12 protein-coding genes are annotated in these 15,893 nt (G+C 67.4%); 2 read left to right on the forward strand and 10 right to left on the reverse strand.

Annotation, left to right across the window (positions count from 1 at the left end; all coding sequences use genetic code 11):
• Positions 1-76: 76 nt before the first annotated feature.
• The gene (locus ACUH78_RS05070) at positions 77-2,527 is read left to right on the forward strand and encodes a hypothetical protein (RefSeq protein WP_445332886.1); all 2,451 of its coding nucleotides are present in this window, start codon (positions 77-79) and stop codon (positions 2,525-2,527) included.
• Here ACUH78_RS05070 and ACUH78_RS05075 read toward each other — a convergent pair.
• The 3 genes from ACUH78_RS05075 to ACUH78_RS05085 all read right to left on the reverse strand — a co-directional run bounded on the left by ACUH78_RS05075 (position 2,524) and on the right by ACUH78_RS05085 (position 5,379).
• On the reverse strand, positions 2,524-3,051 hold the full coding sequence (locus ACUH78_RS05075) for a hypothetical protein (RefSeq protein ID WP_445332887.1): 528 nt from the start codon (positions 3,049-3,051) through the stop codon (positions 2,524-2,526). The two genes, ACUH78_RS05070 and ACUH78_RS05075, sit on opposite strands and share 4 nt — an antisense overlap.
• A 100-nt stretch (positions 3,052-3,151) precedes the next feature.
• Positions 3,152-4,081, reverse strand: a complete 930-nt coding sequence (locus ACUH78_RS05080; RefSeq protein WP_445332888.1) for a polysaccharide deacetylase family protein — start codon at positions 4,079-4,081, stop codon at positions 3,152-3,154.
• A 14-nt stretch (positions 4,082-4,095) separates the two neighbouring features.
• On the reverse strand, positions 4,096-5,379 hold the full coding sequence (locus ACUH78_RS05085) for a class I SAM-dependent methyltransferase (protein ID WP_445332889.1): 1,284 nt from the start codon (positions 5,377-5,379) through the stop codon (positions 4,096-4,098).
• Positions 5,380-5,510: 131 nt separating this feature from the next.
• Here ACUH78_RS05085 and ACUH78_RS05090 point away from each other — a divergent pair, with 131 nt between their 5' ends.
• Positions 5,511-6,377, forward strand: coding sequence for an SAM-dependent methyltransferase (locus ACUH78_RS05090; protein ID WP_445332890.1), 867 nt, complete (start codon positions 5,511-5,513; stop codon positions 6,375-6,377).
• 16 nt (positions 6,378-6,393) lie between these two features.
• Here ACUH78_RS05090 and ACUH78_RS05095 read toward each other — a convergent pair whose 3' ends face one another.
• The 7 genes from ACUH78_RS05095 to gspD form a co-directional block, all read right to left on the reverse strand.
• Positions 6,394-8,250, reverse strand: coding sequence for an LTA synthase family protein (locus ACUH78_RS05095; RefSeq protein WP_445332891.1), 1,857 nt, complete (start codon positions 8,248-8,250; stop codon positions 6,394-6,396).
• Positions 8,217-9,398 carry an ABC transporter ATP-binding protein gene (locus ACUH78_RS05100; protein ID WP_445332892.1) on the reverse strand — a complete coding sequence of 394 codons (1,182 nt, stop codon included), beginning with the start codon at positions 9,396-9,398 and terminating at the stop codon, positions 8,217-8,219. Before ACUH78_RS05100 ends, ACUH78_RS05095 begins: the two co-directional genes overlap by 34 nt.
• Positions 9,398-10,180: an ABC transporter permease gene (locus ACUH78_RS05105; RefSeq protein WP_445332893.1), complete on the reverse strand. Its 783-nt coding sequence runs from the start codon at positions 10,178-10,180 to the stop codon at positions 9,398-9,400. Before ACUH78_RS05105 ends, ACUH78_RS05100 begins: the two co-directional genes overlap by 1 nt.
• 20 nt (positions 10,181-10,200) lie before the next feature.
• Positions 10,201-11,106: a peptidylprolyl isomerase gene (locus ACUH78_RS05110; protein ID WP_445332894.1), complete on the reverse strand. Its 906-nt coding sequence runs from the start codon at positions 11,104-11,106 to the stop codon at positions 10,201-10,203.
• 120 nt (positions 11,107-11,226) lie between these two features.
• Entirely contained in the window at positions 11,227-12,906 is a 1,680-nt protein-coding gene (locus ACUH78_RS05115; RefSeq protein ID WP_445332895.1) for a hypothetical protein, read from the reverse strand.
• Between the two features lie 238 nt (positions 12,907-13,144).
• On the reverse strand, positions 13,145-13,561 hold the full coding sequence (locus tag ACUH78_RS05120) for a hypothetical protein (RefSeq protein WP_445332896.1): 417 nt from the start codon (positions 13,559-13,561) through the stop codon (positions 13,145-13,147).
• Positions 13,558-15,879 carry a type II secretion system secretin GspD gene (gene gspD, locus ACUH78_RS05125; RefSeq protein ID WP_445332897.1) on the reverse strand — a complete coding sequence of 774 codons (2,322 nt, stop codon included), beginning with the start codon at positions 15,877-15,879 and terminating at the stop codon, positions 13,558-13,560. The genes ACUH78_RS05120 and gspD overlap by 4 nt, the downstream gene beginning before the upstream one ends.
• Positions 15,880-15,893: the final 14 nt, after the last annotated feature.

Below are 15,893 nucleotides of genomic sequence, written 5' to 3' on the forward strand. Positions count from 1 at the left end.
CAAACCACAGCGCCGCGCATTCGACAGTGCGCAGGCCCTTATATACACTCCCCGCGCGCTCCTTCCGTTCCTGCCAATGCCACTCCGTTTCGCCCGCGCGCTACTCCTCCTCGCCCTGCTCCTGACCGCGGTCGGCATCTTCGTACCGTTCCTGCCCACCTTTGCCCGGGACGGACTGGACGAATCCTGGATGCTGGGCATGAATGCCGCCCTCGCGCAGGGGCTCATCCCCGGCCGGGACATCGTCTTCACCCTCGGCCCCTACGCCGCCATCTACACCCGGAACTACCATCCCGGCACCGATGCCGGCATGCTTTGGGGATCGCTCTACCTGGCGCTCTCGTTCGCCTTCCTCCTGCACGGGCTGTGCCGGCAGACCCGATGGCCGCTGCGCGTGGCCACCCTGGTCGTGTTCGCTGGCCTGGCGTACTCGCGGGATGCGCTGCTGCTCTTCCTGCCGCTGCTCGCCGGCGCCTACACCTACCGGACCGCGATCCAGTCGCACCGCACCGACAGCGGCGAGCGCGCCCTGCTCGCGTCGCTCGCGCTGGCTTACGCACCGTTCGGGCTGCTGGTCATGATCAAGGGGTCCATGCTGGTCGCCTGCGTCTTCACGCAGTTGCTGTCCACCGCCCTCTTCGTCGCGTTGAAGCAACACCGGACCGCACTCGTCATCCTGCTCGCCCCCGTGCTGTCCGCGTTCGCCTGGTGGACGCTGGCCGGACTGCCTGTGGCCGCTCTGCCGGACTACTTCATCACCATCGTCCCGATCATCGCGGGCTACGGCGAAGCCATGGCCACGAACGGTCCGCTCGCGGAGGTCATTCTGTTCGTGGCGCTTTCAGGCGCCCTGCTGGCCTATCTCGCGATGGCCGAGAAGGCGCGAGGCCCAGTCGCCCTCTACCTCATCCTGTTGTTCGCCGCCGCCGCCTTCCTCGCCTTCAAGGGCGGCTACATCCGCCACGACAACCACGTCGGCCATGCCCTGCTCGCCGCCTGCCACCTGCTGCTCGCCGCCCTGCTGGCCTGTCTGCTCAGGCCTTCACGCACCGCGCTGGCGCTGCTGTGCGCAAGCCTCCTCGCCTGGCTCGGCAGCAGCGCCTTCCACGCGCTGCCGCGCCACAACCTGGCGCTCATTCCCCCGACTTTCGTGATGACCGACCATGCCCTGCTCCAGCGTCATCTGGCGGCACGCGAATGGGGCGCAGCCACCCGGCTCACCCTCGCCGCCGGGGCCCGGCACCTCGTCGAGACCACATGGTCAACCTACGCGGATGCGGCCCGGGGCCTGGCGCTGCGCCTGCAGGCACCGCACGGTCTCGAAGCGCAGCACGCGCAACACATGAACGCGCTGGCCACACAATCCGGATTCCCCCCGTTCGCCGGCAGCACGGACATCTATTCCTTCCGCCAGACGCGGCTGATCGCCTCCGGCAATCACTGGGCGCCCCGACCAGTCTTCCAGAGTTACACCGTCTACACGCCTGAGCTCGCCGAGTTGAATCGTCGACACCTCGTCGCCGACGACGCCCCGGACAACATCCTGCTGCGACTGGAGCCCATCGACCGCCGTCTCCCCGCGCTGGAAGACGGCCCGAGCTGGACCGCACTGCTCTCCCACTACCGTCCGGTCGCGTTCGTCAGCGGCTACCTGCACCTGGAAAAAAGCGCCCGCCCGGAACCGGCGCCGATGCAATCGCTTGGCACCCGGCGCCACATCCTCGGCCAACGCATCGAAGTCCCGGGCACAGCCGCCCGGCTGTTTGCCCGCATCGACGTGCGTCCGACGCTGGCCGGACGCCTCATCGGCCTGCTGTACAAGACCAGCCCGCTGAGCATCACACTCGAACTGCACAACGGCGACACGCGCCACTACCGTTTCGTCGCCGGCATGGGGCGCGCGGGCTTCGTGCTTTCGCCCTTCATCGGCAGCGCGGCCGATTTCGCCCTCCTGTACGCACCGTCCGACGCGTTGGACGGCCAACGCGTCCGGGCCATCACCCTCGATGGCGATGTCAGGCGCTGGCAGACCGATTTCGCGCTCGAGCTCGATGCGCTGCCTTCCGCCGGCATCGCGACAGCGCCGCTCCCCGGCCTGACCCTCCCACAACCGATACCGGCGAACCTGCCGGTCCACGAGGCCACTCACTGCGATGGCAACCTGGAACAGCTCAACGGGCTGCGTGCGCACTCCGCACAGGCCGTCACCGGCATGCTGCACGCGTCAGGCTGGCTCGCCCGTTCGGCCGCGCGCGGCGAGCCCGCGCGCGGCATCCAGCTCATCCTCACCGCCCCCTCGGGGGAGCGCTATCGCCTGCGCACGCAGACGGACCCGCGGCCCGACATCGCCGCCTACCTGGGCCAGCCCGAGCTCGCCGCCGGCGGCTTCATCGTCGCCGCCGACGTGCGCGGTCTGGAGGGCCCGTACACCCTGCGCATCGCACACGAGGACAATGGCATTGTTCAGCACTGTGCCGGTCCGGCCATACCGCTGCAATTCGGGCGCGGCATCACGACCGGCCACTAGAACGGGCCGTAAGCTTCGGCGCGTTCGATCCAGTACGCCTTGCCGGCGTCGTCCGGCTCGTTGCGCCAGATCACCATCAGGTGCGGCCGGCCGGTATGGCGGAACCCCACGCGCAGGTCGACCTTCTCCGCCTGCTTGTCGCCGACGTAGCCCCAGATGCCGATCAGGTCGTCGGGCAGCAAGGCAATGCTGGCGCGCAGCAGCGCTTCCGCCACACCGCCATTGGCCCGGATCAGGTCCCGGTCGCCGGACGGCATGCGCCGATACAGGCGCTCGTCAATCACCAGGCCGCCGCCCATCGCCTGTCCTTCCCAGATCTCGAAATGAACATAGCCCAAGGGCAGCAAGGTTCCATCCGTTCCCTTGTAGAACGCGACGAAGTGTTTCGGCGACCCGGGAAAGGAATCGGTCGAGAAGCGTCGGCGAAACAGCGCACCGACTAGAAAATCGGCATCGACCACTTCGACGACACGGAAGAACGCCGCAAAGTCCCGCGCCGGCGCTTCAGACTCGTCGACGCTCACCGTCACGGCCGGTGCGACCGGCACGGCGTCCGTCACCCGTGCGGGCGCAGGCGCGGTGCGCCGCAGGCACGCCTTCAAGCATGACCAAACACCCATCGTCTCAACGCTCCCCTCGTTCAACCGCGTCCAGCAAGGCCGCGAACTCGTCCGGCGTCCGCCAGTGCCAGCCGCACACGAAGCGCGGGATGTCCCACACCGGTGCAGCCGGGGACGCCGCCGAACCACCGGTACCGAACGCCGCACGGACGCCGATGCGGGCCGCATTCTGTGGAAAGTACACATCCCGCACGTAGGGCGGCACATGGCCATACGGGTAGGCGAACAAGGGCAGCGCCCGTCCCGCGCACAGGCGGTCGATCTCGACCTGGGCCTCGGCAATCTGCGCCTCGGCATCCTCGAAGGTGTTCACGTGCAGGAAGGAGCCTTTCAGGTTGTCGCGCTGGCGTACCCGTTCCAGGGTGTCGTGCACATGGTCCCAGCCATGATTGCCGATGCCCAGCACGCGACCCGCTGCGGCCGGCGCCCACCAGTCATCCTCCCACTCGCGGCGGCCCGCGCCACAGCTCACATCCAGCACCCGGCGCGCCTCGGCCGAGGCCAGTACGAAGGACACCGCCATCGGCCCTTCGCCCACCACCTCGATCTCCGCGCGCGCCAGCACCGTGTGCATCGACGGCACCAGCGCCCCGTCCGCGCCCGGCAAGTCGCGGTAGTCGTGGTCACGCCCGTCATCGAAGCTCAGGCCCACCAGCTTGCGCCCCGCCAGTTCGCGTACCGGCCGTTCGCCGCGCAGCGCCGCCACCAGCGTCGGCAGGGGCAGCACCGCGTAGCCGCGTCGCGCAAGACTGGCCAGGTCGGCCTCCAGCGCAACGTGGTCGTTACCCTCGTAGGTCGAGGTCGACATCGTCCAGCTGTGATAGCACAGCACCGGCACCCGCCAGCCCGGCTCCGCCCCTGCATCGCCGGCCTCTCCGGCCGGCGCTCGTTCAGGCGACTCGCCCCACAGGCGGCGCAACACGTTCCTCAGCATATCCGGCGTTCCACTCAATCCGATTCCGTTCCCGTACACGCCACGGCACCGTCCGCCGTCACCATCGGCTTACGGAAGCATAGCAAGGCATTGTCATCCCAGGCCCAGGTCTGGTTGACCTCCCACAAGCGGCGCACCGCATGCTCGAGTGCATCAACGCGCGCCCGTTCGGCCTGCAAGGCATCCCGCGTTGCCAGTCCCAAGCGGGCTAGTCCCCGATGCAGCCAGCCGTGCGGCGCAGGCGCGGCGGGCGGCGGCAAGGGCGGCTCCAACTCGAACGACACCACCCGGCGGCCAGGCACGCGCTGTCCGTCGTGTGCCAACGCCAGCCCGCAGGCCGCCGCCATCACCGTCACCAGATCGGGGTGGTAGAAGCGCACGTGCTCGGGGTCGCGCCAGAATCCCAGCAGCTGGCTGCGGATCGACTCGGGATCGGGAAAGACGAACACGGCCACGCCGCCGGGACGCAGCGCGGCTGCCGTACGGCGCAGCAGCAACTCCGCCGCGTCGACGGGCAAGTGCTCGATGAAGTGCGAGCAATACACGCCATCCCAGGCCGCCTCCTGTGTCGCCAGGAACGCCAGCGCATCGGCTTCCACCACCGTATGGCCGAGGCTGCGCGCGAAACGCACACTCATCGGATTGCGCTCCACGCCAGTCGCCGCCAGTCCCTGGCGCGCCAGAACCTCCAGGAACACGCCGGTACCGCACCCGAGATCGAGCACGCGCTCGCAGCCACCGAAATGCGCGGCGTAACGCGCCTGCATCGCCAGCAACAGGTTGTGATCGCGATTCCCGAACGCATAGGCCTCGTAGCCGAAGCCCGCGATCTGCGGCCCGACGGCGGGTGCCAGCGGCGCGGCACCGTCCGCGCCTTGGTCTGCCGGCACGCACGCCGGCAACCCGGGCAGCAGGGTGCGCAAGGCCGTCTCGTCTGCCGCGTCGGCGGGCGGCAGGCAGCGCGTTGCCGCGCGCAGCAGGCCCTGCAGCCAGCGCAGGGACGACGCATCGCGCGCCACCCGATGTGCCGCCGGCCATCGCAGCATCACCGGGAACCCGAGCGCCAACGCGACCCGCGCCAGCTCGGCCGACACGCCCGACAAGGCCTCGACCACCACGCCGCGCGGCTTCACGCCCAGCAGGAGACCGACAAATTCGCGCAGGGGTTCGAAGGGCGCGAAGTGCGCGCGCAGCGTCAGATCCTCGGCGCCCAGCATGAAACGGCGCACCCCGCCATCCGGCAGGTGCCAGACCATCACATTCGCATCACCGCCCGGTTCCTCGCATACTCGCAGCATCCATTCTCCTTCGCTGGCATCGCCCAGGTCCGCGCGACCGACAACGCACCGGCCCCATTCCTGTTGCTCCGCACCATGGCGGGCAATGCTACTACAATCCCGTCTTTTGCCCTGCCGCGGCACGCTCAATCATGGACACCGCCCAACTCATCGACGCAGCCTGCAGCCTGCTCGACCACGGCCAGCGCAGCCAGGCCGCCGCCTGCCTGCAGGCCGCACTGAAGCTCGCGCCCGGCAACCTCGTCGCCCACAATCTGCTCGAAGAACACGATCTCGAGGGGGCACTTGGCCGCGCCTTCGGCATCGAGGGCCGCATCCATCCGCAGGACGACATCTTCCGCTTCTTCGCCGGGCACCCCAGCTCCACCAACCCGGTGCGGGACTACCTCGCCGACGGCTGGCGCACGCTCTCCGAACTGCGCGACCTGCACGAAAGGCTGGATCGCAAGCTGGGCGCCACGCCCCGCTTCCTCGAATTCGCCAGCGGCCACGGCCGCTTCACCCGCCACCTGGTCAAGGCCCTGCCGGCCGGCAGCCTGTGCGTCTCCGACATCCTGCCCGGCAGCACCGAGTTCCTGCGCGAGACCTTCGGCATCGACGGCTTCCCCTCCTGTGCCGAGCCCGAACAGCTCGACACGCAGGGCGAGTACGACACCATCTTCGTGCTCTCGCTGTTCAGCCACCTACCCGACGGCCTGTGGCAGCGCTGGCTGGCACGGCTGTACCGCGCGCTCGCGCCCGGCGGCATGCTCATCATCACCACGCACGGCGAACATTGCGCCCGCCTTGTCGGCCTCGACCTGCCCGCAGAGGGTTATCACTTCATCCCCAGCAGCGAATCCACGCTGCTCGACCCCAGCCTGTATGGCAATACCTTCATCGCGCCCGGTTACGTGCAGGCCGCCTTGCGGCAACTCCCTGGAACACCGGCAGCGGTCGCGCATTTTCCGGCGCACTTCTGGAGCAGCCAGGACGCCTGGGTCATCCAGCGCGCCTGACGCGAGGGCGGCCGGCTCAACGCGTGCCGGCCGCCTTCGCCGCCCACGCATCCTGGTGGTGATCGCGCAGGATGCGGTAGCGGTTCAGCGTGTCCACCACCACCTGCGTCTGCGCCGCCCCAAGCCCCTCGGCCTGCACCATCCGCGTGTCGTCCCCGCGCAGGCGAATCGTGCCCGCCCCCTCGGGACAGAACACATCCACCAGGTCCCGGGTGTCTCCGCGGGCGTGGTACAGGCATCGCGGTCGGGTCTCGACCGGCGCCAGCATGTCGCGCACGCCATGCTCGCCGCAGAACTCGGTTGTCGTCGCACGATCGAGCGTCTCGAGCAGATCGGCCTGGTGGAAGGGGACGTCGACCGCCCCCGGGCGCACGCCCTTGCCCGCCCAGAAAGCCGGAATCCGCGACAACGCCGCACGGCCCAGCCGGGCATGTTCATCCGCCCCAACAGGCACCATCGCCCGGTGGTCACTGATCACCAGCAGACGACCATGATCGAAGTAACCGCGTGCCACCAGCGCGCGGTAGAAAGCGGCCGCGGTCGCATCCATGTAGCGGAATACCGCCGCCTGGTCGCGCGCGCCCGTTTCGGGATGCACATAGGGATGATGGGACGACACCGACTCGATCACCACCAGGTAGGGCTGCCGCGCCGGCGCGCGCTCGATCTCGTCCAGATGCTCGAGGGTTCGCCGGTACAGGGCCTCGTCCGAGGCAGCCTCGAAGTGCAGCCGCGGCAGGCCGTCATAGGCCGGGTGATCGTGCCCTTCGACGTGTGCGAAACCGATGTCGTGCGCCCACTCCCCCTTGCGCGTGAACGCCAGATTCCCGGTGGTCAGGAAGGAAGTATGGTAGCCCCGCGCTGCCAGCACGCGCGGCAGCGTGCGTGGCAGCCCCCACGTCGTCTCGAACGGCGTGGAGTGAAAGAAGGACTTCACCGGCGACACCAGCTCCGTCCCCGTCAGTAGCCCCATCAGGCCTTCGTTGGTCGTAAAACCCGCCGCCTGCATGCGCGTGAAGTAGGCGTTCTCGCGCGCGATCGCGTCCAGCTCGGGGGTCCAGTCGTTCATCCCGCCAAAAAGTGCGCTCTGGTAGGGCGACCAGGACTCCAGCACGAGCACGATCACATCATCGCGCTCGTTGCGGCCCGGACTGCAGTGCAACGCCGGTGGCGGCGCCGACAAGGCCGCGCTCACCGTGGCCTCGCCGTACCGCTGCGACACGCCGGTATTCAGGTTCTCCGCCAGCACGTTGCGCAGGCCCCAGTCATGCACGTACTGGCCCGGGTACATCATCTGGCCGGCGGCGATGCCGGTCACCGACAGCGCTGTCAGCAAGGCACCAAAACGCCCGCGGATGCCGCGCAGCGACGGCCAGCACAGCACCAGTAGCGCGACGGTCGCGCCGAGTGCCGCCACCAGCCACATGCGCGTGCCGGCCAGACCGGTGTTGTCGAGGTGCTTCTTCAGCACGGCCGGGTCGCCGCCGAACAGCAGGACATCACCAAAGCGCAGGCGCGCGAACAACTCGCGCGACACGACGATGTCGGCCGCATAGATCAGCAAGGCCAGCAGCGCGAGCAGGCGCAGCAGGCCGGCCAGATAAGCGCCGCGGAAACGGAAACCAAGCAGCAGCAGCAGCACGACCGCCGACAGGTAGCTCAGGTCATGCACGACAACGCTACGATGAAAGCAGCCTTCGCAGCCCACCGCCGCACCGAAGGCGCCGTCCACCTGCAGCACGCGCAGCGCCAGCAGCCATACCGTCAGCCCGATGGCGGAACCCAACAGCAGCCACCCGATGGCCTCGCGCGGCGACGGCCAATCGCGCCCCTGCAGCATCACGCGTCGAGCCAGGCGTGCGGCAGGCGGCACAATCCCATCTCGCGCGTCTGCCCGGTCACCACGAGCGAGCGCGACACCTCGTCGAACAGGCGCAATCCCTCGGCGTCCATCGCGTGGCCACGCACCGTGTAGCGCCCCGGCAGCAAGGGCAGGTCGGGCACTTCCAAAGAGAACGCAAACAAGCGGTCACCCACGGCACGCAACACATGGCCATCCATGTCCGATGACAGACCGTAGATGGACGAGCCGTCGGCCCGCACGAAACCGATCGCCACCACCGGCGGGCGGTCGTCCGGCGCGAACACCGTGCCGCTCACCACCAGCCGCCCATGCATCGGCAAGGCCAGTTCGGCGTCATCAACGCCATTGAGCTTCAGCGAGCGCACTGCATGCAGGCCGGCCGCCTGCACACCGGTGCCGGGCCGCGCCTGCGCCAGCCGCGCCTCGTGCCAGCACAGGTAATCTCGGGTCACCGCCTGGGCTTCGCCGTAGGCGCGAATCGCGCCTTCGTGAACCCAGGCCGCCTTGCTGCACAGCTTGTCGATATGGAACATGCTGTGGGAACACAGCAAAAGCGTGCCGCCATCGGCCAGGTAGGCTTCCATCCACGCCGAGCACTTGCGCTGGAAGGACTCGTCGCCCACGGCCAGCACCTCGTCGGTGATCAGGATGTCGGGGCGCACGCAGGTCGCGACCGCGAAACCGAGGCGAACCACCATGCCCGACGAATAGTGCTTGATCGGTTGGTCGATATGCTCGCCGATGTCGGCGAAGGACAGGATGTCGTCGAGTCGTGCGCGGATCTCGTCGTCGGTCAGCCCCATCAGCGAGGCCGCGAGGAACACGTTCTGGCGGCCGGTGTACTCGGGATGGAAGCCCGCACCCAGTTCCAGCAGTGCCGACACCCGGCCTTGAATCTCAACGCTGCCGCTTGACGGCCGCACCACGCCGGCAATCGTCTTCAGCAGCGTCGACTTGCCGGCGCCATTGACGCCCACCAGCCCGAGCGACTCGCCGCGCCGCACCTCCAGGCTGACATCGCGCAGGGCATGGAAAGGGTTGGCATAGGCGCGCCCCGCAAGCAGGCGGCCAATGGTGCGCAAGCGGCCACCGCCCGCGGTGTCCATCGGGTACTGCTTGCACACTTGCCGCAGGCGGATCAGCACCGCGTCCGACATCACAGGAAATCCTCGAAACGCCCGGAAAGGCGCGCGAATACCCAGCGCCCCGCCCACAACAGCCCCAGCGCCAGCGCCACCATCCCGAGCAGCGAGGCCCACCGCCATTCGCCGTGCAGCAGCGCGGCGCGCAGCGGCTCCAGAGCGTGCACCATGGGATTGACCGCCATCCACGGACGGAAGGCCTCCGGCACCATACTCATCGGATAAAGCACGGGCGTCGCATAGAAACCGAGCATGAAGAGCGGGCCCAGCATGTGGTCGACGTCCTTCAGCACCACCTGAAGTGCCGAGGTGAGCAGCGCCAGCGCCAGCGCCAGCACCGCCAGCACCGTCCAGCCTGCCAGCACCAGCGGCAGGGTACCGAGATGCAGGCTTTCGCCCCACCACAAGAGAGCCAGCAGCACCGCGCCGAAGCCGACCAGATGCACCACGAAGCTGCTCGCCACCGCCGCCATCACCAGCAGCTCGCGCGGGAACGCAACCTTGCGCACCAGGTCGGCGTTATTAACCACCGCCACCGTGCCGCGCTGCACCCCCTCCTGAAAGGCCATCCAGGGCCACAGCGCGCAGGCCACCAGAGTGACGTAGCTGTTGCCGCCGAGGTCGGGCAGCTCGACCCGGAACACCAGGCGGAACACGAAAGCGTAGATGGCCAGCAGCAGCACCGGCTGCACGAAAGCCCACAGCGCCCCGCCCAGCGTACCGGCATAGCGCGTGGCAAGCTCGCGGCGCAGGAAGCCGAGCAGCAGGCCGCGGCGGCGCCAGACGGCGGCGAACACCTCAGGCGCCCCGCGACGGCTTACGGCTTGCCCGCATCCGCTTCGGCGCGCAAGGCGTCGATGGCGCTGGTCAAGGCCGCCTCCTCGACGCGGAAGTCCTCCTCGGCGTGCAGGGCGAGCACATAGTCCAGGCGCGCCTTGTTCTTCAGGCGGGCCGCAACGCTGGCCTCGAGTTCCTCGCGCACCTCGTCGAAGCTGCGCTGGGTGGCTTCGCGGCGGGCTTCGAAGCGGATGATGTGGTAGCCGAAACGGGTCTCGACCAGATCCGACAACTGCCCCGGCTCGGTCAGGGCGAACGCGGCGTCCTCGAATTCCTTCACCATGCGGCCGCGGGCGAAGAAGCCGAGGTCGCCCCCTTTGGCGGCATTGGATTTGTCGATGGACAGCTCGGCCGCCAGCGCGGCGAAATCCTCGCCCGCCTGCAGGCGGGCAAGCACCGCTTCAGCCTGGGCACGACCCTTGTCGTCCACACAGGCACAGGCGGGCAGCAGGATGTGGCGCACATGCACCTGGTCGTCGCGCCGGAACTTCTCCGGGTAGGCGCGGTACTCCTCACGCGCCAGCGCGGCTACGGTCGCCGGGTCCACCGCGGCGTCGGCGACGCGGCGCAAGGTGGCTTCGAGCAAGACGAGATCGGCGGCCTGGCGCGCGCGCGCGGCCACCAGCGGGTCGGCATCAAGTTGCTGTGCGTGGGCACGCTCGGCCAGCACGCGACGGGTGAGCAGGTCGATGGCTAAATTGCGCGCCGAGTCGGGCTTCTGCAGCACGGCGGCACGCAGGTCCGGCCCGAGGCTCTCGAACGCAGCCTTCAATTCGGTGGTATCGACACGCTGGCCCTGATAGTGCGCCACATCAGCGGCGGCGGCAGGCAGGACCAACAGGGTGAGGCAGGAGACAAACAGGCGCATGGGGTTCAGCAGACGCATGACTTCGTCCCGTGAAAAATTCATTTACAAACGACAGAAACAACAAAGGCGGGCAAGCCCGCCTTTGTCTTTGCAAGCACCGGCAGGCCTAAACCCGCCGGACTCACGCTGGGATACGACTTAGTCCAGAACGCGCAGCGGCAGGACCTGACCGTAGTTGGTACCAGCAGCACCAGCAGCGCCGTTGAAGATGTTGATGGCGGTGAAGCCAACCAGCGGCAGGCTAGCACCCAGAGTGCCGCCATGACCAGCGGCCTCGGTATCCGCGATCGTCTTCGTGGTGGCGCCGTTCTCCTGAGCCACGGTGCTCAGCACAGCCCAACCCGCGCTGTAGTTCTGCTCGAAGCTCCAGTCGACGTTGGTCAGGCGGGCACCGATCGCACCGGTGGTACCTGCGCCGTTCTTGATCGAAACAACCGAAGTTTCGCCCTCGAGGAAGAACTGAGCAGCAACGCTCGGCTCTTGCGGCGAGGCAACGATGTCGTCCGAAGAGACAAAAGTCCGCTCTTCACGATCGAAGAAGGTGGGCGCGCCGACTTGCACCTTGTTGCTGGCCGTCAGTTCGGCGTACGGCGTCTCATTCAGACCGCCCACCAGATAGCGCTCGGTATTGATGACGCGGTTGTAATCCACGCCCTTCACTTGGGTAGCCGACGGCGTAACCAGCGTGTAGTCGTAGAAGTAGCGACGAACCGGCTGGCTCAACACGATGTCGGTCGAAGCGCCGATGCTGCTGGCAACGACGTAATCGGTGGCGACCGAACCCTTCTGCAGCAGGGTGGCAACCTCATCACGCCAGTCTTCCGGCGTACCGGCGTTAAACGGCGTGCTCATGTCGGGCATGTCGAACTGATAAACCGGATAGCCGGCACCGAGTTCCGTCGCGAAGGTGGTGCCCTTCGGCCAGAACAGACGGTCGGCCGTCACATCGGTAACATCAGTACCACCGGCGAACTGAACCGTGGTGTTGGCCTGACGGAAGTACTGAGGGGCGAGGAAGTCAGCACCAGCGACGTCTTCTCTGATGGCCGTCGCGGCAACGGTGAAGGCCTTGGAGTCCTGCACCGCGATCACGGTGGCGCTGGAGGTCAGGCTGCTCGTCGGAGCAACCATCCAACCCCACTGACCCGAAACAGCAGCGGTGGGATCGGCAGGCGTGGCGGGACGCGTTTCAACCGAGTTGTTCGCCACCAGCGAGGTACCCAGCACGTCGCAGGTCGGCACGCCGCTGCTGTTATGCTTGATTGCCTTGTACAGCGGGTTGTTCGACTTGCTGGCGCTGTAGCCATCCTCAGCAATGTTGGTCACCGCGGAACCATCGGCGCCGAAAGTGGTGGCGTCGCCGTCCAGATGGAAGGGAATGTCGGCCATCGTGAGGATCTCGACATAGCCTTCCTTCAGACGCTCGATGTCACGATCTTCGACACGAATGGTGGTGAACTGCTGACCATCCAGCTGAGCCGGCAGCGAGCACGACTTGTCGGAAGTCTTCAGCACCAGCTGGCCGTCAACGATGCCGAATGCACCGGTCCAGACGTCGCCCGGCGACAGGAAGACCTGGAAGTCCAGCGCGTCGTCCGACCACTCGGCGGCACGGAAGCGAACCTTGACCGCCTTGCCGTTCTCTAGGTCGGTGTTGGTGATGGTCATCAGGGTGTTGTAGCTGTCCTGCACGCTGTAGTAGGGCAGAACGTTGATCTGGCCAACGCCGTTGGTATTCACTTCCAGCGCAGCACTTGCAGCACCGGACATCGAACCGAGCGCCAGAGCCAGGCTAGCGGCGAGAAGATTCTTCTTCATTAAAAATAACTCCTTTGTGTCAAAACGAACAGCGTACCAAGTTAACTTAGCTCAACGTGCCCATAGAGTATTACGCTGGCTGAGGCGAAACTTAGCACAGGGAACCGGGCAAGACAATCAAGCGATACCGTGCGTCCATCTCTTTTTGTTGTTCTATCGCAACACTGTGCGGGATTGAGTTCGAGCCCAGGAACTATGCCACACACGCGCAAAAAAATGCCGTGTGGGCAATGCCCTCTCAGAGCGGCAGGTGAATGTACCACTTGCCGCCCTCGGAAATCCAGCGCTCGGTGATGCGGGTGCCCATGCTGGGGTAACCGGGCAGGAGGGGCTTGTAGTGCAGGACCAGGGTGGCCGTGCAGCTGTCGGGCTGCGGGCACTCGACCCCCGAGACCTCGACCGACTCGCGGCGGATGGTGGCGTTCTGGATACGCGCCTGGTAGGCCTCGACGCCATTTGCGGCACGATAGCCCGGCGTGGCGTACTGGTAGGCCGCCGGCCACTGGTTGGCGATGATGGCGTTCCAGCGCGCTGCGGCGCGCTCGGCGACACGCTGCTCGGCACTCTTGCCGAGGTCGGTAAGCGCGCATCCGCCGAAGAGCAGGGAAGCAAGGATCGGGGCCGCGAGCGCGGCACGGCTGAAGCGTGGCTTCATTCGGGAGTGACCTCCTGGAGGATGGGTTGAACGACGGGCGCTACCGGTGCCACCGCTTCCGTGCCGGTCAGACCGGGCAGATTGCCCGAACGGATCAGCTCGCCCAGCCGGCCCATGCGGTCGCGGATTTCCGCGCCCACTTCGCGCACGTCACGCTCGGTGCGCACAACGCGCGGCGTGATCATGACGAGCAGCTCGGTGCGGGTGGTCTGCACGTTGGTGGCGCCGAAGAGATTTCCGAACATGGGGATGTCGTGCAGAAGCGGAATGCCGGTACGGGAGTTGGTCTTGTTGTCGCGGATGAGGCCGCCGAGCACGATGGTTTCGCCGCTGCGTACGGCCACCTGGCTCGATAGCTGACGCTGCAGGAAGCTGCGCTGGCCGGTGGCGTCGTCGACCGGACCGACGTCGGTGATGGATTGCTGGATGACCATGGTGACCATGTCGCCCGCGTTGACCGTGGGGGTGACGGCCAGATCCACACCCGTGTCCTTGTACTGGATGGATTCGGTGGTGAGGTTGCCGGAATCGCTCACCGTGGTGGCCGAGCGGATCGGCTGCTGATCGCCGACCTGGATGAAGGCGGTGCGATTGTCCTGCACCATGACCGAGGGCGAAGACAGCACGTTGAGCAGGGACTTGTCGGCCAGGGCGTTGAGCACCGCGCGAATCTGCCCTTCGGCGCTGAAGATGGAATAGGAGAAGCCCGGAGCGATGGGGCCGATGGTGCCGCTTTCGTTGCCGGTCAGCTGACCGATGCCGAAGCGGCCGCCGCCGTCGGCGCCGCCCTTGAAATACCACTGCAGGCCGTAGCGCAGCTGGTCGTTGAGGGTGACTTCAACGATGCTGGCTTCGATGAGCACCTGTACCGGGGCCACGTCCAGCTGGCGCAGCGCATCGGCAAGGCGGCGGTAGTCGTGGCCACTGGCGTAGATGAGCAGGGCATTGGTGCGGTCGTCAGCGACGACGCGAATGCTGGAGGAGAGGTCCACGCGGGTCAGCGCGGGCCCCGCACCTGCAGCCGTGCCCTGCGCGCTGCCGACACGCCCGCTTGTGCCGACCCCCGTCGCCGACGCACTGCCGCCGCTGACACCCGCGCTCCCGAGGCGCCCCACCTGGCCGAGCCCGGGCGCAACGCCGCTGTCCTGCTGAACCGACGCCGGGGCGCCCCCTTCCGCGCCGCCGTAGAGGGCATTGAGCAGACTGGCCAGATGCTGGGCATTGCCGTTTTGCACCGGATAGACGTAAAGGCGGGTGTCGGCCCCCAGAACACCGGGGCGGTCGAGGCGGTCGATCCATTGCCGCGCCAGCTGCAGGTAATGCGCACGCGGGGTGACGACGAGCAGGGCATTGAGCCGCTCGAGCGGCAGGATGCGGACCAGACCCGTGAGCGGACCAAGGCCGTGCGCTGCCCCCGCGCGCACTACCGGCGGCGCGCCCGACGGATCGGTCCCGCCCGCGGGGGCGCCGATGGATGAGGCGCCAGCCGCCCCACCCCCCTGCTCGCCGAACAGGGTGCGCAAGGTGGTCTCCGCGTCGGCAGCGCTGACATTGACGAGCGGGAACAAGCCGACAGAGAGCCCCTTGAGGAAGTCCACGTCGAAGGTGGCGACGAGTTCGAGCCAGCCTTCGATCTGGTTGCGGGAGCCTGCAAGCATGATGAGGTTGCGGACCGTGTCAACACGCACGATCGCCGCCTCACTGGCCACCGGACGGAGAATGTCGGCCATTTCGGCCGCACCGACGTATTGCAGCGGGACGATGACACTGCCGGTGCCAGCAGGCAGCGTCGCGGGCCGGCTGGGGGGCGGAATGCTGCCGCTCACGAGGTCGATCTTGCCGATGCGGTAGCGCCCGGCCGCATCCTGGGCGATGCCGAGCCCGTTGGCCTGCAGCAGCGAATCGATGAGGTCGAGCACCTGATCGCGGGCCACCGGGCGCTGGGTGTAGACGGTGATCTCTCCGGCAAGCGGGCTCACGATCGCATAGTCGAGACCGAGCAGGTCGCCAAACACGGCATGCACGACCTCTTCCACGGGCGCCTTTTCGAAACGCAGGCTGACCTTTTCGCCCTTGCCGCTGATTGCGCCACGCGAGGAGGGCGTGGCGATCATGATGTCGTCTCCGGTGACAAGCAGCGGCTCCATGCGGGGAGCGAGGAACTCGCCCGCCGGAAGCGGGGCCGCCGCGCTGCGCGCAACGGGGAGGAGTTCCTGCGCGCTGGCCACGGGCCGGTCGATCGGCCGGTCGGTGGCGCACCCGGCAAGCAGGGCTGCGATCAGCACGGCGCAACAAGAGGAGGAGTGCGAATGGGTCATGAACGGGGTCTGTA

This window comes from Thauera sp. ZXT1-4 (genome assembly GCF_052598215.2).

Coding starts and splice junctions, on each gene's coding strand:
- ACUH78_RS05070 (WP_445332886.1), top strand. CDS start 77: ATGCCACTCCGTTTCGCCCGCGCGCTACTCCTCCTCGCCCTGCTCCTG.
- ACUH78_RS05080 (WP_445332888.1), bottom strand. CDS start 4,081: ATGCTGAGGAACGTGTTGCGCCGCCTGTGGGGCGAGTCGCCTGAACGA.
- ACUH78_RS05085 (WP_445332889.1), bottom strand. CDS start 5,379: ATGCTGCGAGTATGCGAGGAACCGGGCGGTGATGCGAATGTGATGGTC.
- ACUH78_RS05090 (WP_445332890.1), top strand. CDS start 5,511: ATGGACACCGCCCAACTCATCGACGCAGCCTGCAGCCTGCTCGACCAC.
- ACUH78_RS05100 (WP_445332892.1), bottom strand. CDS start 9,398: ATGTCGGACGCGGTGCTGATCCGCCTGCGGCAAGTGTGCAAGCAGTAC.
- ACUH78_RS05110 (WP_445332894.1), bottom strand. CDS start 11,106: ATGCGTCTGCTGAACCCCATGCGCCTGTTTGTCTCCTGCCTCACCCTG.
- ACUH78_RS05115 (WP_445332895.1), bottom strand. CDS start 12,906: ATGAAGAAGAATCTTCTCGCCGCTAGCCTGGCTCTGGCGCTCGGTTCG.
- ACUH78_RS05120 (WP_445332896.1), bottom strand. CDS start 13,561: ATGAAGCCACGCTTCAGCCGTGCCGCGCTCGCGGCCCCGATCCTTGCT.
- gspD (WP_445332897.1), bottom strand. CDS start 15,879: ATGACCCATTCGCACTCCTCCTCTTGTTGCGCCGTGCTGATCGCAGCC.